Origin of the sequence: Microcystis wesenbergii NRERC-220, assembly GCF_032027425.1 — a bacterium.
In the GTDB taxonomy this organism is placed as follows: Bacteria; Cyanobacteriota; Cyanobacteriia; order Cyanobacteriales; family Microcystaceae; genus Microcystis; species Microcystis wesenbergii_A.
This window is the reverse complement of sequence record NZ_JAVSJA010000001.1, coordinates 1,356,687-1,378,264: the sequence shown is the minus strand read 5'-3', so window position 1 is coordinate 1,378,264 and position 21,578 is coordinate 1,356,687. Positions and strand designations below refer to the sequence as shown.

At 40.9% G+C, this 21,578-nt stretch carries 21 protein-coding genes and 3 pseudogenes; 9 read left to right on the top strand and 15 right to left on the bottom strand.

Annotated features, from left to right (window positions below):
• The first annotated feature begins 16 nt into the window (after nt 1-16).
• Together secD and secF are read left to right on the top strand one after the other, a co-directional pair.
• Nucleotides 17-1,423, top strand: coding sequence for a protein translocase subunit SecD (gene secD, locus RAM70_RS06655; protein ID WP_045359687.1), 1,407 nt, complete (start codon nt 17-19; stop codon nt 1,421-1,423).
• A 167-nt stretch (nt 1,424-1,590) separates the two neighbouring features.
• Complete coding sequence (secF, locus tag RAM70_RS06650; RefSeq protein WP_312672912.1) at nt 1,591-2,523, top strand: protein translocase subunit SecF; 933 nt, start codon at nt 1,591-1,593, stop codon at nt 2,521-2,523.
• Here the strand turns inward: secF and RAM70_RS06645 are convergent.
• The 5 genes from RAM70_RS06645 to wecB all read right to left on the bottom strand — a co-directional run bounded on the left by RAM70_RS06645 (nt 2,520) and on the right by wecB (nt 5,497).
• Nucleotides 2,520-2,843, bottom strand: a complete 324-nt coding sequence (locus RAM70_RS06645; RefSeq protein ID WP_002752110.1) for a helix-turn-helix domain-containing protein — start codon at nt 2,841-2,843, stop codon at nt 2,520-2,522. The two genes, secF and RAM70_RS06645, sit on opposite strands and share 4 nt — an antisense overlap.
• A complete protein-coding gene (locus RAM70_RS06640) occupies nt 2,840-3,226 on the bottom strand; it encodes a type II toxin-antitoxin system RelE/ParE family toxin (RefSeq protein WP_004161954.1) in 387 nt (128 codons plus the stop codon). The genes RAM70_RS06645 and RAM70_RS06640 overlap by 4 nt, the downstream gene beginning before the upstream one ends.
• A gap of 27 nt (nt 3,227-3,253) precedes the next feature.
• Nucleotides 3,254-3,505 (bottom strand): hypothetical protein, encoded by a 252-nt coding sequence (locus RAM70_RS06635; RefSeq protein WP_045359684.1) that lies wholly within the window; start codon nt 3,503-3,505, stop codon nt 3,254-3,256.
• Nucleotides 3,506-3,904: 399 nt separating this feature from the next.
• Complete coding sequence (locus RAM70_RS06630; RefSeq protein WP_046661435.1) at nt 3,905-4,390, bottom strand: crossover junction endodeoxyribonuclease RuvC; 486 nt, start codon at nt 4,388-4,390, stop codon at nt 3,905-3,907.
• Between the two features lie 3 nt (nt 4,391-4,393).
• Nucleotides 4,394-5,497 (bottom strand): non-hydrolyzing UDP-N-acetylglucosamine 2-epimerase, encoded by a 1,104-nt coding sequence (gene wecB / locus RAM70_RS06625; protein ID WP_045359682.1) that lies wholly within the window; start codon nt 5,495-5,497, stop codon nt 4,394-4,396.
• An 86-nt stretch (nt 5,498-5,583) separates the two neighbouring features.
• On the opposite strand from wecB, the gene RAM70_RS06620 reads away from it, so the two are divergent.
• Nucleotides 5,584-6,651, top strand: coding sequence for an IS4 family transposase (locus RAM70_RS06620; protein WP_045356388.1), 1,068 nt, complete (start codon nt 5,584-5,586; stop codon nt 6,649-6,651).
• Nucleotides 6,652-6,737: 86 nt separating this feature from the next.
• On the opposite strand, the gene RAM70_RS06615 is transcribed toward RAM70_RS06620, so the two are convergent.
• Nucleotides 6,738-8,072, bottom strand: a complete 1,335-nt coding sequence (locus RAM70_RS06615) for an MlaD family protein (RefSeq protein WP_190381508.1) — start codon at nt 8,070-8,072, stop codon at nt 6,738-6,740.
• Between the two features lie 46 nt (nt 8,073-8,118).
• Nucleotides 8,119-8,901: an ABC transporter ATP-binding protein gene (locus tag RAM70_RS06610; protein ID WP_045359680.1), complete on the bottom strand. Its 783-nt coding sequence runs from the start codon at nt 8,899-8,901 to the stop codon at nt 8,119-8,121.
• Between the two features lie 198 nt (nt 8,902-9,099).
• On the opposite strand from RAM70_RS06610, the gene RAM70_RS06605 reads away from it, so the two are divergent.
• Entirely contained in the window at nt 9,100-11,670 is a 2,571-nt protein-coding gene (locus RAM70_RS06605) for a TIGR03960 family B12-binding radical SAM protein (RefSeq protein WP_312672907.1), read from the top strand.
• A gap of 42 nt (nt 11,671-11,712) precedes the next feature.
• Here RAM70_RS06605 and RAM70_RS06600 read toward each other — a convergent pair whose 3' ends face one another.
• The 7 genes and pseudogenes from RAM70_RS06600 to RAM70_RS06570 form a co-directional block, all read right to left on the bottom strand.
• Nucleotides 11,713-11,919 (bottom strand): hypothetical protein, encoded by a 207-nt coding sequence (locus tag RAM70_RS06600; protein ID WP_045359678.1) that lies wholly within the window; start codon nt 11,917-11,919, stop codon nt 11,713-11,715.
• A 105-nt stretch (nt 11,920-12,024) separates the two neighbouring features.
• Nucleotides 12,025-12,213 (bottom strand): hypothetical protein, encoded by a 189-nt coding sequence (locus RAM70_RS06595; protein ID WP_045359677.1) that lies wholly within the window; start codon nt 12,211-12,213, stop codon nt 12,025-12,027.
• A gap of 134 nt (nt 12,214-12,347) precedes the next feature.
• Nucleotides 12,348-12,638 (bottom strand): hypothetical protein, encoded by a 291-nt coding sequence (locus tag RAM70_RS06590; protein ID WP_312672905.1) that lies wholly within the window; start codon nt 12,636-12,638, stop codon nt 12,348-12,350.
• A 140-nt stretch (nt 12,639-12,778) separates the two neighbouring features.
• Nucleotides 12,779-13,333, bottom strand: a complete 555-nt coding sequence (locus tag RAM70_RS06585; RefSeq protein ID WP_045359676.1) for a hypothetical protein — start codon at nt 13,331-13,333, stop codon at nt 12,779-12,781.
• A 206-nt stretch (nt 13,334-13,539) separates the two neighbouring features.
• Nucleotides 13,540-14,025: pseudogene (locus tag RAM70_RS06580) on the bottom strand (transposase); the annotation flags it as partial.
• Nucleotides 14,026-14,537: 512 nt separating this feature from the next.
• Nucleotides 14,538-15,533, bottom strand: a complete 996-nt coding sequence (locus tag RAM70_RS06575) for a carbohydrate kinase family protein (protein WP_045359672.1) — start codon at nt 15,531-15,533, stop codon at nt 14,538-14,540.
• A 274-nt stretch (nt 15,534-15,807) separates the two neighbouring features.
• A pseudogene (locus tag RAM70_RS06570) lies at nt 15,808-16,742 on the bottom strand (IS5 family transposase).
• A 124-nt stretch (nt 16,743-16,866) separates the two neighbouring features.
• Here RAM70_RS06570 and RAM70_RS06565 point away from each other — a divergent pair.
• A complete protein-coding gene (locus RAM70_RS06565; protein WP_045359669.1) occupies nt 16,867-17,118 on the top strand; it encodes a hypothetical protein in 252 nt (83 codons plus the stop codon).
• A gap of 31 nt (nt 17,119-17,149) precedes the next feature.
• Here the strand turns inward: RAM70_RS06565 and RAM70_RS23070 are convergent.
• Nucleotides 17,150-17,317 (bottom strand): annotated as a pseudogene (locus RAM70_RS23070) (IS4 family transposase); the annotation flags it as partial.
• 126 nt (nt 17,318-17,443) lie between these two features.
• On the opposite strand from RAM70_RS23070, the gene RAM70_RS06560 reads away from it, so the two are divergent.
• Genes RAM70_RS06560 through RAM70_RS06545 form a run of 4 tightly spaced genes read left to right on the top strand, consistent with a single transcriptional unit; the run spans nt 17,444 to nt 21,421 of the window.
• A complete protein-coding gene (locus tag RAM70_RS06560) occupies nt 17,444-18,241 on the top strand; it encodes an FkbM family methyltransferase (protein ID WP_052426715.1) in 798 nt (265 codons plus the stop codon).
• Nucleotides 18,242-18,294: 53 nt separating this feature from the next.
• Nucleotides 18,295-19,563 carry a glycosyltransferase gene (locus RAM70_RS06555; RefSeq protein WP_045359667.1) on the top strand — a complete coding sequence of 423 codons (1,269 nt, stop codon included), beginning with the start codon at nt 18,295-18,297 and terminating at the stop codon, nt 19,561-19,563.
• 50 nt (nt 19,564-19,613) lie between these two features.
• Nucleotides 19,614-20,714 carry a methyltransferase domain-containing protein gene (locus tag RAM70_RS06550; protein ID WP_045359666.1) on the top strand — a complete coding sequence of 367 codons (1,101 nt, stop codon included), beginning with the start codon at nt 19,614-19,616 and terminating at the stop codon, nt 20,712-20,714.
• A 32-nt stretch (nt 20,715-20,746) separates the two neighbouring features.
• Complete coding sequence (locus tag RAM70_RS06545) at nt 20,747-21,421, top strand: glycosyltransferase family 2 protein (protein ID WP_265795416.1); 675 nt, start codon at nt 20,747-20,749, stop codon at nt 21,419-21,421.
• The last annotated feature ends 157 nt before the right edge of the window (nt 21,422-21,578 follow it).

The following is a 21,578-nucleotide window of genomic DNA, read 5'->3' as shown; positions in this document are numbered from 1 at the left end:
TTTTGATACTGAAGTTATGCAGAGACAAAATTGGTTATTGTTACTGATCATCGGCCTGGTTGTTGCCTCGATCATCGTCCTGATTAAGTTACCCCTACAATTAGGTTTAGACCTGCGCGGTGGTAGTCAATTAACCATTCAGGTTAAACCCACTGAAACCGTCACAACCATTCAACCTAATGATTTAAAAGCCGTACAAAATGTGATTGAAAATCGCGTTAATGCCCTCGGTGTTTCTGAATCATTAGTGCAGACTGTGGACAGTAAAAATCAGGTAATCGTGCAACTACCGGGGGTCACAGATCCCAAAGAAGCTGAGAGAAACCTAAATGTTCAGGCCCAATTAGAATTTCGTCAGCAAAAACAAGGTACAGAAGGAGAATTTCGGGCTGAATACTCGATTTTTCAACAAAAAAAAGCGGAATTAGCCGACCTCAAAGCCGAGAATAAACCCGAAAATGCCGCTAAAATTGCCGAACTAGAACAATCTCTGCAAAAATCTAAAGAGGCAATTTTAAATTTATTTGAGTCGGTGGACTTAACTGGAAAAAATCTGCAAAATGCCACTATTAGTTCCACCCAAGGCACTAACTGGGAAGTGGCCATTACTTTCGATTCGGAAGGGGGCAATAAATTTGCCGAACTGACTAAAGCGATCGCGGGTACTGGTCGCAGTATTGGGATTTTCCTCGATAATGAATTAATTAGCGCCCCTGTGGTTGATGTGCAGTTTGCCCAAACGGGAATTACAGGAGGCCGGGCCGTGATTACCGGTAATTTTACCGCCGAAACTGCCAACGATCTAGCGATTCAATTGCGCGGTGGTTCTCTACCTTTCCCCGTTAAAGTGGAAGAAATTCGCACTGTCGGGGCAACTTTAGGCCAGGATAGCATCCGTCGCAGTATCTACGCTGGTTTAGTGGGTTTACTGTTAGTTTTAATCTTCATGGCGGTTTATTACCGTTTACCCGGTATTATTGCCGATATTTCCCTGATTATCTATACTATTCTCTCTCTGGGAGCTTTTGCCCTAGTGGGAGTCACCATGACTTTACCCGGTATTGCTGGATTTATCCTCAGTATCGGCATGGCAGTTGATGCAAATGTACTGATTTTTGAGCGTACCCGGGAGGAATTAAGGGCCGGAAAATCCCTATTTCGGGCAGTAGAGTCGGGATTTTATCGGGCTTTTTCCAGTATTCTTGATAGTAATGTCACTACTTTAATCGCCTGTGCTGCCTTATTTTGGTTGGGTTCAGGATTAGTCAAGGGTTTTGCTTTAACTTTAGCCATTGGGGTAGCTGTGAGTATGTTTACCGCTTTAACCTGTAGTCGCACTCTCCTGTTAATCACCGTGTTAAACGTTCCCAGCGTCCGTCAAAAACCGCAACTTTTCTGCCCTAATTTACCGGTAAACCAATAATCAGTTATCAGTTATCAGTTATCAGTTATCAGTTATCAGATTTGAGTTTTAAGTTAACAGTGTTAATCGGTTATCAGTTACCAGTTATTCCCCCACTGATTACTGCTTACTGATAACTGAAAAATATCCCTACTCCTGTCTCCTTTTTTCCTTTTTACTTAATCGATATGGCATTTAACGTTACAAAACAGCGTAATTTTTGGTGGACAGTCTCGGCCTTGCTGACGATTGGTAGTATTTTGGCCATGGTGATTTCTTGGTTCACTATTCAAGCACCTTTGCGACCGAGTTTAGATTTTGTTGGTGGTACGAGAATTCAGATAGAATTAGCCTGTGCCAAAAAGAATACCTGTGAGAAACTCTTAACTACTGCCGAAGTGCAAGGGATTTTAGACGAGGAGGGATTGGGTAACAGTAGTGTGCAGGTGTTGGATAAATATACTTTATCGGTGCGGACGAAAACCCTGGCAGAAGAACAGAGAACGAAATTACTCGACACCTTAAACCAGAAAATCGGGGCCTTTGACCCCGAAACCGGTCAAATCGATACGGTCGGACCCACCATCGGTCAAGAATTATTTCGGTCGGGATTTTTAGCTTTATTAGTGTCATTTTTTGGCATTGCTGTCTATCTAAGCTTCCGTTTTCAACGGGATTACGCTTTTTTTGCCATTGTCGCCCTGCTGCACGACGTTTTGATCACTTTAGGGGTCTTTGCGGTTTTAGGCTTAATTGCGGGGGTAGAAGTGGATAGTTTATTTTTGGTTTCCCTCTTGACAATTGTGGGCTTTTCTGTTAATGACACAGTGGTAATTTATGATCGCGTGCGGGAAAATTTTGCTAATACCCCCGAATTATCCGTGGATGAAATTGTCGATAATGCGGTGAGTCAAACCCTAACTCGTTCAATTAATACCACCCTGACTACTTTATTGCCTCTGGTGGCGATTTTTCTCTTTGGTGGCACGACTTTAAAATATTTTGCCCTAGCTTTAATTATTGGTTTCGTAGCCGGGGCCTATTCGAGTATTTTTATCGCTAGTACCCTACTAGCTTGGTGGCGCGGTCGTTCCCATCGACCCACACTCAATTACAGTTAGGATGCCATTGGTGAAGAATCAGTGGTTCTTGGATGGGTCGTAATAGTAATTTCAACCTGTTGATTGAGACGACCCAAAATTGAGATCAAACGGTCAATAGTAAAGCGTCCCAAATTAGCACGGCGAATCTGGACAAATTCACTGTGATTAATTCCAGTTCGCACTTGAGCATCGCGGGTTGATAAGTCTTCCTTCTCCAGAACCTTGATAATTTCAGCAGCAAGCAGTGCTTTCGCTTGTCGCACGTCCGCATCTACATCGCCAAAATCGCGGTACACATTCCCGCTACCTTGTACCAGTTCAAATTGTTCTTCACTCATGAGAGTTCCTCCTTCAATCGCTTGAGCCGTGCTTTGATAACTTCGACTTCTTGCTGTGGTGTTTTGATCCCTTTTGGGGATTTTTTCTGGAAGGCATGAATCACCCAGATAGCCTCACCTAACTGGACAGCATAGATAGTTCGATAGGCATCCCCCTTGAAAGGTAGAGCAATCTCGAACACACCAGAACCCATCCCCTTAAAAGGCTTGGTTAGGGATGATTTTGCCCCTTCTGCTGCAATAGTTAAAGCGTCAAGTACAATTTCTTGGGCTTCCTTGGGAAACTTTTGAAAATCTTTCCGTGCCGCTTTAATCCAAGATATAGGACGGGTATTACGCATTCGCTTATGGTGATATAACTGATACCACCGGTCAAGCCCCATTATACCTAAAGACCATCAATTTGATGCTTATCGAGGGTCATAACTCCCTTTATAGGTTGTAAAAATTTGATAACCGGGTAAAACTAAGCTGATACCCGCAAAACTATGTATTGTTCCTGGATAACTTTCTTCTGCATCACTACCCCCCAATCGCCAACAAAAAGAACCCAACCAAATATAAAAGCCCGGAATCAGTGCGTCCATCGAATAGGCAATATCCTTTAACTGAGGGTTAACTCCGTTTGATGATGCCTTTTTTTGGGAAACTTTTATTTTCATCTATTTTCATTATTTTAAACTTATACTCATTTAAGAACTATAAGTACCTAAGCAAAATTAATTACACATTTCGATAAAGCTTTTGCCTTTTGCCTTTTGCCTCTTGCCTATCTTCACTAGGAAATTTATTTTGCACGACTACTTACCATATTTTTGTTAGCATTGACGATGACAATTATCACAATTCCACACTTAAACCCTTTGCTGCAATCGCTAATATGGTAGGTTGGGCTTCGGCCGTGAGCTTTTGCCGAACGGTTGAGGAAGGAAACCCAACGCTAATCAAAGATATTTGAAAGCCTTATTATCTTCAACCGTCCCATCGAACTAAGATAGTGCAAGCTTAAAGATGGCTTTTAGTTGTCAGCTAAATTTTTGCGCCAATTTCGTCAAATTGCTTCAAGAGATTTGATTGCGAACGCCACTGAAAGCAGCGTATGCGATCGCTATAGCATCTACAGCATCATTAATAGGCATTTTTGTCAATCCGAATAAATACTTAATTTGTTCGGCCACCTCAGCTTTAGTGGCCCTACCATGGCCCAGATGACATTTCCAACTAGCTTGATGGAGGAAAATCGGTTCAATTCCCCCATCGCGACAGCTAACTAGATTGATAATTCCCAATGCTTGCAGGACTCCACCGGCTGCCTTGATTTGCCGGTTAAAAAAGGGCATTTCCACGGCAATTTCCCCCGGTTTATATTCTGCGATTAACTCCTTTAAATCCCGTTCAATTTCGATCAAACGCTGGGCAGTAGAAAGATTTTTAGAAGTTTCGATCGTGCCGTAATCGACTAAAACCGGCATTAACTCACTATTATCCCGGAGAATAGCCCAACCGACAATCGCTAATCCGGGGTCGATACCCAACCAAGTAGTCATAGATTAAGCCAAAAAATCTTGGACGATTTGGAGGATTCTTTGGGATGCTTGTCCATCTCCAAAAGGATTAATTGCATTAGCCATACGATCATAGGCGATTTTATCCCTTAATAATTCTCCCGCTGCGGCTAAAATTTGCTCTGGATTAGTACCAATTAATTTCGCTGTTCCCGCTTGTACTGCTTCCGGTCTTTCTGTGGTTTCTCGCAATACTAAAACTGGTTTTCCTAAACTGGGGGCTTCTTCTTGAATGCCCCCGGAATCAGTTAATAATAAATAACAGCGTTGAATCGCCCCCACTAACTCGGCATAATCGAGAGGTTCGGTTAAAAATACCCTGGGATGATTGCCCAAAGCGGACTGTATTGGTTCTCGGACGGTGGGATTGCGATGCAGGGGTAATAATAGGGCTGTATCGGCATATTTTTCTAACAACAAAGTGAATCCTTTGATAATATACTGTAAGGGTTCGCCCCAATTTTCCCGGCGGTGAACCGTGGCTAATAAAACCCGATAATCTGACCAATTTAAGCCAGCAATTTGACATTCTGGTGCGGTTTTGGCTACGGTTAATAAAGCATCAATAACCGTGTTGCCGGTGTGGTGAATATTTCCTGTCACCCCAGATTTTTGTAAATTTTCCACGGCTAAAGTAGTGGGAGCAAAATGTAGGTTAGTCAGTTGAGAAATTAGGCGACGATTAGCTTCTTCGGGATAGGGATTATAGATATCATTAGTTCTTAATCCTGCTTCCACATGGGCGATAGGAATTTGTTGATAAAAAGCCGCTAAAGCAGCAGCAAAAGCAGTAGTAGTATCACCTTGCACAATAATTAAATCTGGTTTTATGCGCTCAAAAACTGTTTCTAAACCCCGTAAACTGCGGCAAGTAATATCAGTTAAAGTTTGACGAGTTTGCATAATATCAAGATTTTCGTCTGCTTTTAAAGCAAATAATTCCATCACCTGCGCTACCATTTCTTTATGCTGTCCCGTCAGAATAACATGGGTTTTAAACTGTTCCGATTCTTGAAAAGCACGAATAACGGGAGCTAATTTAATCGCTTCGGGACGAGTTCCAAGAGTAATACAAATTGATTTCGACATATTATTATCCTAAGTACAGGACAAAAAGCTTGAAAAGTAGGCGGGAGTGGGGTTTTATGAGAAATAGCACTAATCTCGAAACCCCTATGAACCAGTATAATGCGTTGAAACAAGCTCTCAAACCTCATTTGCGATGGCACGGAGCAAGACTCTCTTTCCTCGCTCTATTCTTACTGGCTCTGTTGAAAGTAAAAACCGTCAACCTCAAGGAATTAGCCCTAGGTTTTGAAGGTCGGGTATTGGTAGAGTCCCATTACAAACGATTACAACGCTTTTTTGGGGACTTCGAGATAGATTACCCTGAAATAGCTCGCATTGTAGTCCAGTGGCTCAATATCCCTCAACCCTGGGTATTGAGTATTGACCGCACCAATTGGTCATTTGGTAGTCATCACTACAACATCCTCACAGTCGGCATTGTCCATGAAGGGGTAGCTATTCCCATTCTCTGGTGGATGCTCAAGAAGAAAAAAGGCAACTCAAACAGCGATGAACGGATGCGTTTTATTGAGGAGATGCTGAAGATTTTTCCTTCTGCGGAGATTCGTTGCTTGTGTGGAGACCGTGAGTTTATTGGGCTGGCGTGGCTGAGGTATCTTTTGCTTGAACCGATGCTGGCTTTCTGTTTAAGAATTCGGGCGACAGACAAGATTGAGTACAATGGCAAGCGGTTGGCCGCCAAGGTTATTTTTGCCCATCTTGCCATTGGTGAATCTCAACGTCTGCAGGGGAGTTGTCTAATTTGGGGTTATCCCGTTTCTGTAGAGGCTCTTCGCTTACCCGATAATTCTTTGCTCATCGTCATTGGACAGCCCGATTGTCTGGGTCTGATTCAGGATTATGCCCAACGTTGGGGTATTGAAACTCTTTTTGGCATCTTTAAGACCCGTGGGTTTTGTCTAGAATCTACTCACTTTACTGACCCAAAACGTCTGCGTAAGCTTTTAGCCTTACTGACTTTAGCTTTGGTCTGGTCTCTCAAGACAGGATTGGAGATACATCATCTTAATCCAATTCCTATCAAGAAACATGGTCGCCGAGCAAAAAGCCTCTTTCGGCTAGGTTTAGACCACCTTCGTCATCTTATTCTCAATCCTTCATTACCTAACTTTTCTCTTTTTCTCCAGTCCTTACATTTTTTGTCCTGTACTTAGATTATTATCAGTTATCATTTATTAGTTATCAGTTCACCGATTACTGTTTACTGATTACCCAAAATCGCTTGAATTGTGCTGTTTTGTCATTTTTCACTCGTGGGGGGTTGTTGAACGATAAATTGGGGATAGAGTTGCATTTGCTTCGGATTTAAAGGAGGTCGAGAGATGGTCAAAACTTTTTGTTTAGCTAACTCTTGAGTCATGGTATCTAAAGTTTGAGCGATACGCAAATTATATTCTAATTGTTCCCCGGAAGAAAGCAGATTACTTAAGCCATCAATTAAACGTCTTAAATTCTCGCGAAATTGGGGATCACCGATTAACTCATCGATATCCGAGGTGATTTTTTGAGTATTTTCAAAAGTCACCCTAGCGGATTCGAGAGTTTTTTGCAATAGGACAATTGTAGCAGGATCGTTAATAGTTTTAGTAATTTCTCGTAAATTATTCGATGTTTCCACCGCATTATTCAAAATAGTCTCGATATTTTGCATGACTTGTTTAGTATCAATTTCATCTAAACTGGCATTCAACCTCAAGGCGGTATTATTGAGATTATTAGCGAGACTACCAATACCTAAACTAGCTTGATTAATATGATCGAGAGTATTAACGATTTGTCCGCGATTTTCGCTGAGAACACCATTGAGATTAGCGACTAATTGGGAAGATTGTTGAAAAGTTCTGCTAATTTGACTGCGATTTTCCTGAACGGTACTATCTAAAGTATTGACAAAACGGGAGGCATTATTAGCCGTATTACTGACTGAGCGACTGGTGGCAGCTAATTCCAAAGATAGACGAGAGAGTTCTCTTTGGGCATTACGGATAGTCTGGGAGGTATCATCGGATAAACGGGCGATTTTTTTGGCCGCTATAGCGGTATTTTTGGTGACATCATTGAGATTACCCACAAATTCAGGACTGGTAAAAGTATCCACTAAACGACCAACACTAGACATTAATTGTGTTCCTGTTGTCCCCTGTAAACGAGTATTATTACAGAGAATTAACTGTTGATCACAGTCGGGACTCAGAGGGTCGAGATTTTTGGCCTCAGCACTTAAAGAAACTAAGGGAGTGATATCGATGGCTGCCTCCCCAATTAATCCGGAAAGATTGGTAGTAACAGTTACCTTCCTAGGCATAACTAAATTAGCAGAAGCGATTTCGGCAATAACTTCCACTTGATTGCTTCCCGGGATAAAACTCGTAATTCTTCCCACTCTCACCCCGCGAAAACGCACCGGCGCCCCGACTTGTAACCCTTCCACATCGGCAAACTCGAAGATTAATTGATAAGTTCTTTGACCAAATCCCCCCCCGCGAACCCAGATAGCGAGCGCCCCAAAGACTAATAATCCGCCTAGGGCAAACAAACCTAGTCTTCCTTCCCGTAAAGCTCGCGAACTCTGCATGATTTTTCTCTCATTCTCGATAGTTCTTAATTTAGCTTAATCTAGCTTAAACGATTGTCCTAATCGGGCCTTCAATGCTGGCACTAAAAAATTGCCGAATCATGGGATGATCGGTACGATCGATATCTGCCACTAATCCCTGCCATTGCACTTTTCCCTGATAGAGAAATACTACTCGATCGGCGGTGCGTCGGATGGTACTTTGTTGGTGAGAAACCATCACATAACTATTCGCAGACCCCGATTTTTCATGGAGAGTCCGCACTAGATCCTCGATAATTGTGGAAGCTATCGGGTCTAATCCGGCGGTAGGTTCATCATACAGCAGTAATTCAGGATTATCGGCCGGATTATCGGGATTAGTGATAATAGCGCGGGCAAAAGCCACCCGTTTACGCATTCCCCCCGATAGTTCCGAGGGATAAAGGTCACTAATTCCCTGTAAACCGACCATTTCCAGGCTTTCTTCCACTAATTCCCTAATTCTGGCTTTTTTTAAATTAGTTTGTTCATAAAGATAAAAACCGACATTTTCCCCGACGGTGAGAGAATCAAACAGGGCCGTTTGTTGAAAAACTAAGGAAGTTCGCATCGCTTCTCGACCATCTTCTAGCAATCCCTGACGCAATTGGCCTTTAATACGAATTTCTCCCGCATTTATCCCCGTTAATCCCGCAATTACTCGTAAAACCGTCGATTTTCCCGTTCCTGACGGCCCGATAATTACCAGGGCCTCCCCTCGATAAATGGTTAAATCTAATCCGTCGAGAATAACATTATCCCCGAATCTTTTCGATACTCCTCTCAATTCAATTAACGGTTCTTTCATCGTCGCTTAATTATCTTATAACCTCTGGAATTTTAGGGAGATGGGGAAGTGGGAAGTATTTTCAGTGAACAGTAAACAGTAATCAGTGAACTGAACTCTGATAACTGATAACTGATAACTGATAACTGATAACTGACTCGATTCTGGCTGCTATAGTAGAAAAGCACCCATTGCTGACGCTATCTGAGGTAGATTGCCGTGACTATTGCTTTAGACCAACTGCTCACCCCCGACATTTTTCGACCAGCGCGTTATTTGGGCAACGAGTTAGGTGCTAAACATAAAGAATGGGCAAGTGCTGTGGTTCGTTGGGTGTTAACCTATCCAGAAGTGTACGAAGTGGGGGCATCTAACCTCGGCCATATTATCCTCTACAATATCCTCAATGCTCAACCCCGCCAACTCTGCGATCGCACTTATCTACCCGCACCGGATTTAGCCCAAAAACTCAAACAGACAAAAACCCCCCTATTTGCCCTAGAATCCCGTCGTTACCTCACCGATTTTGATATTCTGGGTTTTAGTCTCAGTTATGAGCTAGGAGCCACCAATATTTTAGAAATGCTCGACCTAGCGACAATTCCCTTGACTTGGAGAGAAAGAGATGCGGGTAACTATCCGCTAATTTTTGCCGGGGGACAAACTGCCACCTCTAACCCCGAACCCTACGCCGACTTTTTTGATTTTATCGCCCTCGGTGATGGCGAAGAATTATTGCCAGAAATCGGTTTAATTTTAGAAGAAGGTAAACTAGCTAATCTAAGCAAAGAAGAACTATTACTAGATTTAGCCCAAATTCCGGGGGTATATGTCCCGCGTTTCTACGATGTCACCCCAATCGGTGCAGTTATCCCCAATCGTGACGATGTACCGAAAAGAATTTTACGCCGGGTAGCTACTCCTATCCCAGCCTATTCTATCGGTTTAGTTCCCTTCGTGGAAACGGTTCACGATCGCCTAGTGGTGGAAATTCGTCGCGGTTGCACTAGGGGATGTCGTTTTTGTCAACCGGGGATGTTAACCCGTCCTGCGCGGGATGTGCAACCGGAAGCAGTAATCGAATCGATTGAAAAAGGAATGCGAGCGACGGGATATAACGAATTTTCTCTATTATCTCTCAGTTGCTCCGATTATCTAGCTTTACCTGCCGTGGGTATGGAGATTAAAAACCGTCTCCAGAATGAGAATATATCTCTATCCTTACCCAGTCAAAGAGTCGATCGCTTTGACGAAAATATTGCTAACATAATTGGGGGCAATCGTCAATCGGGTTTAACCTTTGCACCGGAAGCGGGAACCCAACGAATGCGCGATGTAATTAACAAAGGGTTAACCAACGAAGAATTACTCAGAGGCATAAAAACTGCCGTCGAACAGGGTTGGGATAAGGTCAAACTCTATTTTATGATCGGTTTGCCAGGGGAAACCGATGTGGATGTCATCGGTATCGTGGAAACGGTGCGCTGGTTGCGTCGGGAATGTCGTTTACCGAAGCGGAAACCCCTCGATTTTACCCTAACTATCTCGAATTTTACCCCTAAACCCCATACCCCCTTCCAGTGGCATTCCGTCTCCACGGCCGAATTTATCCGCAAACAGGAGTTATTAAGACAGGAATTCCAAGGCATGAGAGGGGTAAAAGTCAATTATACCGATGTCCGCATCTCGGCTATGGAAGATTTTATCGGTCGCGGTGACAGAAGTTTAGGGAAAGTGGTGCTGCGCGCTTGGCAATTGGGAGCCGGGATGGATGCTTGGTGGGATAATACAGAAAAAGCCTATCAAGCATGGTCACAGGCGATCGAAGAATCCGGTTTAACCTGGAAATATCGTCAGATAGAACAGGGAGAATGGAATATTTTTGCCGATGCAGACAAAGATGTTTTAGAGCGTCCTTTGCCCTGGGATCATCTGGATACCGGTATCGATAAAAAATGGCTAGAGGAGGACTTAAAACGCGCCCTAGACGCGGCAACGGTTCCCGATTGTTCTTTTGAGGGTTGTTCCCATTGTGGCGTTTGTAGCGTCGATTTTGGCCATAATATCGTCATTGAAGCGCCTCCGATTCCCGCTTTTGCCGGACATTTTCAACCCAATCAAGAACGCGCCCAAAGAATTCGGGTTTGGTTTGGCAAAATTGGCGAAATGGCCCTAGTTAGCCACTTGGATCTGGTGCGTTTATTTGATCGCGTCGTCCGTCGGGCTGCTATTCCTATTTCCTTTACCGGTGGATTTCACCCCGGTCCGCGCATTTCGATCGCTAATGCTTTATCCTTGGGAGCAACCAGTAGCGGTGAGATTGTCGATTTTGAATTGACAAAAGTAATCGATTTAGAGACTTTTAAACGGCAGTTAAGCGGGCAATTACCCGCAGATTTGCCGGTTTATCAGGTGGAAGAAATTCCCTTAAATGCCCCCGCTGCCACCCGTTTGTTAGAAAAAGCTGCGTATTTGCTCACTTTTAACAGTGAGGGAATTGACTGCCAACAATGGCAAAATTGGATCGAGGCGATTAAGCAAGCAACGGTGATGGAACGGGAAAAAACCACCAAATCCGGCAAAAAAGTCACGATTAATCTGCGAGAACAATTATATGAATTAGAGTTAAAAACTGTTGACAAACAAGCCGTTTTGTGCTATGTGGGCAGTTGTCGCAATGATGGCACTTTACTACAGCCCGATCATATCGTCGAGATGTTAGAACGGGTCTCTGGACAGGAAATTTCGCTGCTTAATTGCCATCGTCAGCGCTTGATTTTAGGGACTTAACCATTGTCAACTGTTCCCTTTATACTAACCCCAGAGAGTCAACTAATCTTGATCGACTAATTCTAAGCAATCATCAATCAAAGCTGGCCGATAACTTTGAACAACCATGGGTAAACAAGCCCCTTTTAAACCCTTTTTAATCCTCTCAGGTGTTTGATCAAAAACCACAAATAAAGGGTGAATTGTTTCAGCACCTTCACTATAGCGGTAAGCGCTTGAGTGAGATACAGACCAAGCTTTGCCTAGCATGGTTTATAGCTTGTGACACTGTACCTAATACGACTGCACACCGCTATAAGCTAGTGAGGTACACATATTTTTCTTCCCTTTTGACTTTTGCCTCTTGCCTTTTGCCTAAAACCCATAACTTTTGTACCTCAGCAGACTGAAAAACGCTATAAACATCTGTTGTTCTCTGGGTGGCATTAACCATTCATATTCTTTATCTAAACATATTTGGGTTTCGCGCCAGCGTTTCAACAAATCAGAAAAATCTTCCCCCGGACGATGGATAAAAATCAGGATTTCTGAACCTAATATCATTTTTCAAAAGTAATGACAGACTTAGTTGATCATTTCAAAGCGCAATTGCTCTCTGAGAAGGGAATTGCGCTCTCAGATGTTAGTCACGATTATTGAAAATTGGTATAATTTAATTTTCCATTCCGGATCACACATCACTTTACCAAATTGCGGGTTAAAAGCTGATACAAAAGCCTAGTCTCGTAAAACAGCAAGCGACATAGCCCATCCTTACCCAATGCCTTAAAACTGGGTAACTCTTTCCTTTTCTCGATTCTTTGACCATTTTCGTGGTCGTAATAGATATGAATGCGGGGATTGAGCCAAGAATGCTTAAGCTTGCCAATAATGTCGGTTTTAGCGGGTTTATTCGGGCAAATAGTCACCAGTGCGTGAGCATACAAGTGAGAGCGCATTAAGTCGGAACCTTTCCTGGACTTTTTCACCTTGTCTTGTTTTGCTGAGGTATCACCAGAAATCTGATAAGTAGTCGTGCAAAATTAATTTCCTAGTGAAGATAGGCAAGAGGCACTCTTGCAAGAGGCAAGAGGTGTTTAGATATGTGTAATTAATTTTGCTTAGGTACTTAGGAATATCCTAAGCCTAGATAAGCCTGAAATTTTCTCAAGCTAATGTCATGATCACCTCTAAAGTAGGGTTTACCTTTGACCAAAAATCTCTCGATAGGATAGCAGTGTAAAAGCAACAAGCTTTTAGTCACCGTACCAAAAAGAAACTGGTCAAATACTTGGCAATAAAGCTTAAATTGTTCCAGTTCTAGAATCTCGCTTAACTGCTGTTCTTTGTCTACAATTCTATCCTGATAGGCGACAATATCCTTAGCTAATAGCTGACTAAACTCACTAATTCCAGTGCCAACCGTGTTTTTAATGCGCGAGTTATTTCTTAATCCGGCAATATGTCCTAAACTGGGATTAAACCCATTAACTCCAATATAATCAAAGTCTCTTTGGGCGATTTCTGGGTATTCACAACATAATCGCTGTCTAAGCTGATTAATCAAAGAGTTTTTGTTTTTGTCAATTTGTTCCCTCTCGTGAAAAGTGCGACGTAATAAATCAATCGAGTCATAATCATAATTCTTTAAAATCGGGGGATTGCCTAAACCGGCATTATTCATGAACCAAAAAACAAGGAACCAGACAAACTGGATTTACATCCAGTTTTTTTTGGGGGGTTAAATAAGTAAGTAAAAATCCTTAATCAACCGCACAAAATTAACAATTAAAGCCTAAAAAAGCAACTTAAATTGTCATTTAGATACAATAATACTAGGAAGGCTTGGCTTGAAGAAAAAATCAATTGAACTCCACTGTAAATTCGCTGTTAAATTAGACTAATTTCATAGGCAAATGGACAATTATCTGCTAACTCAACTAATACTTTTCTGACCGAAAAACTAACTTTTGCCGCAGTTTTAATAAGAGTTTCTTTTAAACGAGAAACTGTCGCCTTTGCCAATCTTGTCCCCGGTGCTGCTTGCCGAATCCCCAGCAGCAAAATATAAGCAGCTTGGGACAAAAACAGACGAAACTGATTGACAATAAATTTTTGACAACTGAGTCTGTCAGCTTTGATTCCTAGTTTTAATTCTTTAATTCTATGCTCCGAACTAGCTCCTCTTTGGACATAAAAATCATCCTAGAGTTCTTGGGCGTCTGTGAGTAAATTGGTAACGATAAATCTAGGGTTAGCCCCTTTTTCTAACCATTCTGCCTTCATTACCACTCGTCGTGGCTATTTCCAAGTCCCCGCCCCATAATAAACATCATCAAATAATCGGGCTTTTTCTCCCGTGCGATGATAAGCTAAGACGCATTTAAAGCGCTTATTCTTAAGATTAGCCGAATCTCCCCCAATCCCTTTACTGTTGCCTCTTGCAAGAGTGCCTCTTGCCTCGTCTCAACAAGCAATTTAAATGCGCGGGCAGCTTATTGTAATCTGGCTTGCTCCAGGAGATAACTAATACTAAATCCGTTGAGTATAGGCTATATATCAGGACAGGCAAAAGGCAAAAGGCACTCATGCAAAAGGGGGAATAAATAATCAGTCTTTAATAACCGGATTTAGTATAGGGCTTGCTGAATAAATCTAAAAACCTTGTTGGATAAGACTTTTAGGCCTTTTGTCAATCAAAAATTACCGGATATGGGAGTGATTGGGGGGGGAAATTCAGGTACTTTTCCCCTGAAAATTAGGTAATTGGCCACCTCAAAACTGGTAAAACCCTACACCCCACACCCCACACCCCCGATGTCGGGGGGGTTGGGGGGCCACACCCTGCCACCACCAACAAACTTTTTCAGCAAACCCTAGTATAATTTCTAGGAGTCAAAGGCCGCTAGAAACTCCTCCACCTGTTCCCGAGTCGGTTGGGATGCGATCGCTCCTGCCCCCCTTGTCACCATTGCCCCCACCGCACAGGCATAAATCACCGCCTTACGGGCTAAATCGGCATTTTCCCCAATTTTATCGCCTCCAAGACCGGCACGAGCCAAAAAACCCGCCACAAAGCCATCCCCCGCCCCGGTTGTATCCACCACCTCCCCGGGAAAAGCCTCGACAGTGCCGCTATTTTTGCCTAAATGATATTTACAACCTTTTGCGCCGCCAGTAACCAGAATTGCCACTAAATTGGGGTATTGTGATGATATTTCTCCCGGGTTATCAGTGCCAAATAACCATGCTGCTTCTTCCTCGCTACATTTGAGCAAATCGGCCTGGACGATAAAATCTCGAATGATATCAGGGGCAGCCTCAAGATTAGGCCAAAAAACCGGTCGCCAGTTGATATCGATCAATACTTTCACCCCGTAAATTTTAGCCAATTGCAGGGCGCGCATCATCGCAGCTCTCGCCGGGGGATAGGCTAACCCTAGGGTTCCCATCACTAGATAATCGGCATTTTTCCAGAGATTTTCGGGCAATAGGTCAGCATTAAGGGCAGTATCGGCAAAATCAGTCGTTTTTCTGCCGCCAAAACCCGCAAAATGTCTGTCTCCCCCAGCATCGCGGGTGACATAAACTTGTCGGGTGGGTAGGGTGGGGTGATACTGTACACCAGTGGTATCGACTCCGAGAGCGTCTAGCAAGGCGATTAACTGTTCTCCAGGTTGATCTTTGCCCACACAACCGATAAAAGCCGAATTTATGCCCAATTTTCGCAATCCACAGGCCACGTTTGCCGGCGCACCCCCGGCGTAGGTTGTCCAAGAAGTTACTTGCTCTATAGAGCGATCGCTCTGATCGGCAATTAGATCATAGAGGATTTCCCCTAAACAAATTACAGACACCGGCGAAGCTCTTTGATTGTTAAGCATTGGTGTGGGGTGTGGGGAGCTTTTTTCAGTGATCAGTAGAACTCTTGCAAATTAATTATATGTTATAATGATTGGTCAACTAATTTTACCCCAAAAATCAGTTAATTGGTATATTTGTTCTGAATGAAAACTTGAAGTGTTACTTTTAACTCAAAACTCTTTAGATATGCTTTAATTTGGTTATGAAAACCTCTTTATTTAAGCGGCACAAACTATCTCAATTTTTATAATTGAGAATAAATTCTCCTTGACTTGATTAATCTTTAGGCAACTTTTAAGAAGCTGCTATACCTATCCCTAACTCACAGTTATAAATAGCCGCCAACAAGTTAACTCTTAAACTATATCTTCGACGACGATTCCGATATTTACAGGATAAGATTTTAAAGATTTTGAGTTTCCTATTTATAGGTTCAATGATAATATTTTCTTTGGCTAAAGCCTTGTTATACTCCTTTTATAAGTCTGTTAATTTTCTATTTTTAGGTTTCTTTTTTGGTGTATAACTATTACTATGGTATTGAGATATTCCCTGATAACCACTGTCTTCTATGCTGGTAGTTAAAGGATGAAAACGAACTCGACTTTTTTTAAATAAACTAAAATCATGACCTCTGCCTTTCCCACAAAAGACACAGATAATTTCCTCTGTATTTTGATCAGCTACTAATTGGGATTTTAAAGTATGATAACCTCTTTTACCCCCCAAAAAATCTTTCTGTTTCTTTTGGGGGCGTTCAATGGGAGTTTCCGTTACATCCATTACCGTTACGACCGGTATCTCTGCTTGATTGAGTAAAGCTTTTTTTCCTTTTAAACGGAAGTTTCCCGATTGTAAAAGCATTTTTTCCGTCTTATTTACAATCCGACCTATAGTTGATTCTGATAGTTCCCAGCTTGTACCAATGTGAAAATATGTTCTATATTCTCGCCAATATTCTAACGTTACTAAAACTTGTTCTTCTATAGATAGTTTAGGTTTCGGTCCCCTTTTAGATGGCTTCGGCCGTGAGACTTCGGACGTTCGGCGAGCTCAGTCGAGCCGCGTGAGCTTTTGTCGAACGCTCAGCCGAACGCTGAATTAGAGTCGGCTTCAACACTTTTTACTGATTCTACCATCTTTCTATAGGTTTGTTTATACACACCGAAACGGCGTTTGAATTGTTCATCTGATAAGTTTTGATAATCCATAATTTTGCTAATAAACATAGCAAAATTATAGATGATTTCCTGACCTAAGATCACATTTTATTCTTTTTTCCACTTCAATCTAAGAATTGAGAAAAAAGCAAAACCTTATATCATACCATAAAAAAATTATGCAAGAGGTCTATTGCCAATTCTTCAAGATGAATTGAAGTTATTGCAGGCTAAAACTAACAAGATTGATGAATTCAAACAAGAGGTTGATTCTCTATCATTTCGCTTAAAAAATCTCGAACAACTCCTGGCGCAACTGCAATCTCAGCAGTCTTTGACATTAGCTGCTGCTAATTTTTCTGCTGCTGTCGATTTTATTGATGAATTAGATGAGGATGACATGGACGATGAACCAGATGAGATTCTAACCGATTTTATTACATGAATTGTCATTGCGGTTTTCCCTTGTTAACTTACTTGTCAGTAGCTGGAATTCGGATTCGGAAAAACAGGGAAGGTTCCAGGAGAAGATAAGGTAACCAAGCTTGACCGACAAACTCCCAGTCCCCACCCAGACAACGAATCTCAGCGGTGGGAAAAATTTTTACCATCTCTTCGAGGAAGCGCATACGCTCATCACGGTTAGGGGGTTGAAGGGCTTGCTTTAGATGCTATACTGGTTCATAGGGTTGTGGAGATTGGTTCTATGTTTCATCAAACCTACTCCCGCCTACTTTTCAAGCCTTTTGTCTTGTCCTCAGAAATTGATCATGAATAAGAACTTAATCATAGATGTTGGTGTTCATCAGGGCGAAGATACTGAATACTATTTAAAAAAAGGTTTTTGCGTAGTGGGTATAGAAGCTGATCCTCAGCTTTATGAAACCACAAAAAATAGACTACAATCCTATATAAATGATGGTCAACTACAACTTCTGAATCTGGCTATAGCCCCACAAGAAGGTGAGATTATTTTCTATACTAACCTAAATCATAGTGTTTGGGGGACAATTTCTCCAGATTGGGTGAAAAGAAACGAGTTCTATGGGACAAAATCCCTGGAAATCACGGTAAAAAGTGCTAAATTTGAAAACATTTTACAAGAATTTGGGATTCCCTATTATCTAAAAGTTGATATTGAAGGGGCAGACTTGTTATGTGTTAAAGCCTTACGGCAATTCGACAGTAAACCAAAATTTATATCCATAGAATCAGATAAAACGTCTTGGAATAATTTGCTAAAAGAGTTTAAAATATTGAAAGAACTTGGGTATCAAAAATTTAAAGTTATTAACCAACGGAAAATATCCCAACAAGTGTGTCCTTTCCCGGAAAAAGAAGGTAAATACTTTGAACATCAATTTGAATTTGGTTCCAGCGGACTTTTTGGAGAAGAAACACCAGGAAAATGGCTTTCAGAAACTCAAGCTATCAATCTCTACAAACGCATTTTTTTGTACTATCAAATATTTAGAATGAATGGGTTTATTTATAAGGTCAATCTCGGCAAAAAGCTGTTAGAAAAATTTCAAGTTATCGAACCTTGGTATGATACCCATGCTAGTTGATAAGATAGTGTAGCGAAAAAATAGTTTTTAATAATTAAACAAAGGAAAAAATCATGACACATTTTGGCTCTATCTGTCCAGCCGCTACTGGACATTTAAACACAATGAATACTTTGGGACGCGAACTCCAAAGACGAGGACATCGTGTGACAGTATTAGGTATGCCTGATGCAGAAGCAAATGCCAAAGTTGCTGGTTTAGAATTTCGCGCTATTTCACCAGTTGATTTTCCTGTAGGGACAACGGCAAAATTTTATGAAGAGCTAGGAAAACTCACTGGGTTAGCGGCATTGCGTTACACAATTTGTTTATCTGAAAAAACAACAGCTTCATTTTTACTTAATGCTCCACAAGTGATTAAAGATGCGGGAATAGAAGCACTGATAATTGATGAATGTATATACGGTGGTAGCACTGTTGCTGATTTCCTTAAAATTCCCTTTGTGACAGCTTCTTCGGCGCTAGTCAATGGTTTTGATAATACTATTCCCCCAGCTTTTACAACCTGGAAATATAACCCTGCTTGGTGGGCAAGATTGCGTAATCGTTTGGGATATGGAGTAATTTCTCGTTTTTCCCAACCTATTTACAAAGTGATTTCGGCATATCGCCAAAAGTATGGTATGCCTGCTTGCAGAAATATTAATGATTACTATTCTGTTTCTAAGTTAGCAATTATTAGTCAACAACCAGCAGAGTTTGAATACCCCAGACATGATTTAAACGGAATTCTCCATTTTACCGGACCTCACTTTGATTCTACAGGGAGAAAAACAATTGATTTCCCCTATGAAAAATTGAATGATAAACCATTAATTTATACTTCAATGGGTACATTGCAAAATCGCCTCACTCATATTTTTTATAAAATTGCTGAAGCTTGTGTAGGTTTAGATACACAATTAGTAATTGCCCTAGGAGGTGGATTAGCAACTCAAGCATTACCTAATTTACCAGGAAATCCCATCGTCGTTAAATATGCACCACAATTAGAATTATTACAAAAAGCCAGTTTGACTATTTGCCATTCTGGAACAAATACGGTACTAGAATCTCTGTTTTATGGTGTACCTATAGTAGCTATTCCTATTGCTAATGATCAAGCAGGAGTGGCTACCCGTATTGCTTGGAGTGGCGTCGGGAAATTTATTACTCCTTCAAGTTTGACAATCAATAGATTACGCCAAGCTATTCAAGAAGTGCTAACGCAACCATCTTATAAAGAAAATGCACTTAGATTAAAAACTGCTATCCAAAAAGCGGGAGGGGTTCCTCGTGCTGTGGATATTATTGAGGAGGTAATCTCAAATAGGTTAAAATAAAGCAAAAAATTGACAAGTCGTCAAAATCAATCTTTACTGAAACAAACAAAATGACTAGAAAATATATACCCAACGCCTTCTTAAAAATTGAAAACTCCCAAGTAAACGCTATCTTTACTTGGAGTCAACGCTCACCAGAAATTATTCCTTACCAATCTTGGTTAACTATTTTAGAAATATTTGTACATGAACATGATCTTGAATCAGCCTATCAAATATTTCAACAAGTCAAATCAGCACCAATTAACGCGCAAGTTACTACAGAAATAGAAAAATATCAACATTTAACCAACAACGCTATCATCTTTTTATCAGATAAAAGCCTCACGCTTTTTGGTAAAGGTTTTTGCGGCTTTATTGAAAAAGACGAAGAATATAAGCTTACACCATTAAGCCACAATACTTACCAAGTATTAACCCAGTTTTTTGCAAAAACTAACCTGATCAATGACTTAGAACAAATCAATAGTTTTGAGAGTTTTTGCCAATTAGTGATCTACCTAGAAAAAATAGGTTTATTATCAGTTGCTACCCATTCTCTCAACTGGGGAGATTTGAAAAAAAGTGTTCCCATCTGTCATGTATTTGGTTTAACTAGGGGGAAACCAGTTGATCGGTATTATTTAAACAAATTTATCCAAGAAATCAAACCACAAATAGTTGGAAAAATTCTAGAAATTGGTGGTACAAATAAAGACTTCTATGGAATTAACCTAGGTTCATCATATCAAATTATGAATATAGAACCAGGTTTAGGAATAGATATAGTCGGTGATGCTCACGATGGCTCTATCATCAAACCAGAGTCATTTGATTCTATTATTACTTTTAATGTCTTGGAACATTGTTATGCACCTTGGCAAGTTGTAGAAAATATTTACACTTGGTTAAAACCAGGGGGGAAATGTTTTGTCATGGTTCCTAGTGCACAGAGACTTCATGCTATACCTAGGGACTATTGGCGGCCTTTACCAGATGCTTTTGCTTGGATGTTTAGAAAATTCTCCCAGCAAAAATTATATGTTTATGGCAATCCTATTAGTGTGATAGCTAGTTATCATGGCATAGCTACCGAAGAATTAACTACTGAAGAATTAGATGCTTTTCATCCTGATTTTCCAGTAGCTACCTGTATTGTCGCTCAAAAATAACAACTGACAAAACTTACAATTGGGAGTGTCTTATGAGTCCGATCAATTTTGATATTAATCCTGAAATTAGCATTATTGTCTGTACCTATAACCGCGCTCATTACTTGAATAAAGGTATTGATAGTGTCCTCAATCAAACTTTTACCAATTGGGAACTTGTAATAGTGGATGATGGTAGCAGTGATCAAACTTTTGCAGTTGTTAATCCCTATCTTGAGAAATACAATAACATTCGTTATTTAAAGCATAAAAATAAAAAACAATGTTATGCCAAAAATGCAGGAATACAGGCATCGTTTGGTAAGTATTTGACATTTCTCGATAGTGACGATGCTTATAAGCCTAATCATTTAGAGTCACGATTACAATATATGAAAGCTCATCCAGAAATTGACTTGATTGAAGGAGGGTTTTTCAGCGAAGATAATATTTTAGTTGCAGATTATTATCAATCAGACAAATTAATTAACTTAAAAAAATGTGTTTTAGGACCGACATTTTTCGGCAAAAGAAAGGTATTTTTTGAATTGCAAGGATTTAAACACATGATCTATGGAGAAGATACAGATTTATGGGCAAGAGCAGAAAAAATATTTAAGACCGAAAAATTAAAAGAACCTGAAACCTATATTTATACGCGAGCAGAAACTAGCGTCAGTAAAAATTTTACTAATGATTCTACTCAAAACTTATCATCATCTATGTAAATATTCTATGAATATCATTGCTGAATCTATTGCTAAACTGCGACAACTTAATCAAGTTAAAGTGCAAGAAAACTGGCGCTATAATTAGGGTTTGCGGCAAAAAGTTTGTTGGTGGGGTTAGGAGTCTGGGGAGTCAGGAGTCTGGGGAGTCGGTCGG

Excerpts from the sequence above, each read along its gene's own strand:
- secD (WP_045359687.1), top strand. The coding sequence starts at position 17 with ATGCAGAGACAAAATTGGTTATTGTTACTGATCATCGGCCTGGTTGTT.
- secF (WP_312672912.1), top strand. The coding sequence starts at position 1,591 with ATGGCATTTAACGTTACAAAACAGCGTAATTTTTGGTGGACAGTCTCG.
- RAM70_RS06645 (WP_002752110.1), bottom strand. The coding sequence starts at position 2,843 with ATGAGTGAAGAACAATTTGAACTGGTACAAGGTAGCGGGAATGTGTAC.
- RAM70_RS06640 (WP_004161954.1), bottom strand. The coding sequence starts at position 3,226 with ATGGGGCTTGACCGGTGGTATCAGTTATATCACCATAAGCGAATGCGT.
- RAM70_RS06635 (WP_045359684.1), bottom strand. The coding sequence starts at position 3,505 with ATGAAAATAAAAGTTTCCCAAAAAAAGGCATCATCAAACGGAGTTAAC.
- RAM70_RS06630 (WP_046661435.1), bottom strand. The coding sequence starts at position 4,390 with ATGACTACTTGGTTGGGTATCGACCCCGGATTAGCGATTGTCGGTTGG.
- wecB (WP_045359682.1), bottom strand. The coding sequence starts at position 5,497 with ATGTCGAAATCAATTTGTATTACTCTTGGAACTCGTCCCGAAGCGATT.
- RAM70_RS06620 (WP_045356388.1), top strand. The coding sequence starts at position 5,584 with ATGAACCAGTATAATGCGTTGAAACAAGCTCTCAAACCTCATTTGCGA.
- RAM70_RS06615 (WP_190381508.1), bottom strand. The coding sequence starts at position 8,072 with ATGCAGAGTTCGCGAGCTTTACGGGAAGGAAGACTAGGTTTGTTTGCC.
- RAM70_RS06610 (WP_045359680.1), bottom strand. The coding sequence starts at position 8,901 with ATGAAAGAACCGTTAATTGAATTGAGAGGAGTATCGAAAAGATTCGGG.
- RAM70_RS06600 (WP_045359678.1), bottom strand. The coding sequence starts at position 11,919 with ATGCTAGGCAAAGCTTGGTCTGTATCTCACTCAAGCGCTTACCGCTAT.
- RAM70_RS06595 (WP_045359677.1), bottom strand. The coding sequence starts at position 12,213 with ATGATATTAGGTTCAGAAATCCTGATTTTTATCCATCGTCCGGGGGAA.
- RAM70_RS06585 (WP_045359676.1), bottom strand. The coding sequence starts at position 13,333 with ATGAATAATGCCGGTTTAGGCAATCCCCCGATTTTAAAGAATTATGAT.
- RAM70_RS06575 (WP_045359672.1), bottom strand. The coding sequence starts at position 15,533 with ATGCTTAACAATCAAAGAGCTTCGCCGGTGTCTGTAATTTGTTTAGGG.
- RAM70_RS06560 (WP_052426715.1), top strand. The coding sequence starts at position 17,444 with ATGAATAAGAACTTAATCATAGATGTTGGTGTTCATCAGGGCGAAGAT.
- RAM70_RS06555 (WP_045359667.1), top strand. The coding sequence starts at position 18,295 with ATGACACATTTTGGCTCTATCTGTCCAGCCGCTACTGGACATTTAAAC.
- RAM70_RS06550 (WP_045359666.1), top strand. The coding sequence starts at position 19,614 with ATGACTAGAAAATATATACCCAACGCCTTCTTAAAAATTGAAAACTCC.
- RAM70_RS06545 (WP_265795416.1), top strand. The coding sequence starts at position 20,747 with ATGAGTCCGATCAATTTTGATATTAATCCTGAAATTAGCATTATTGTC.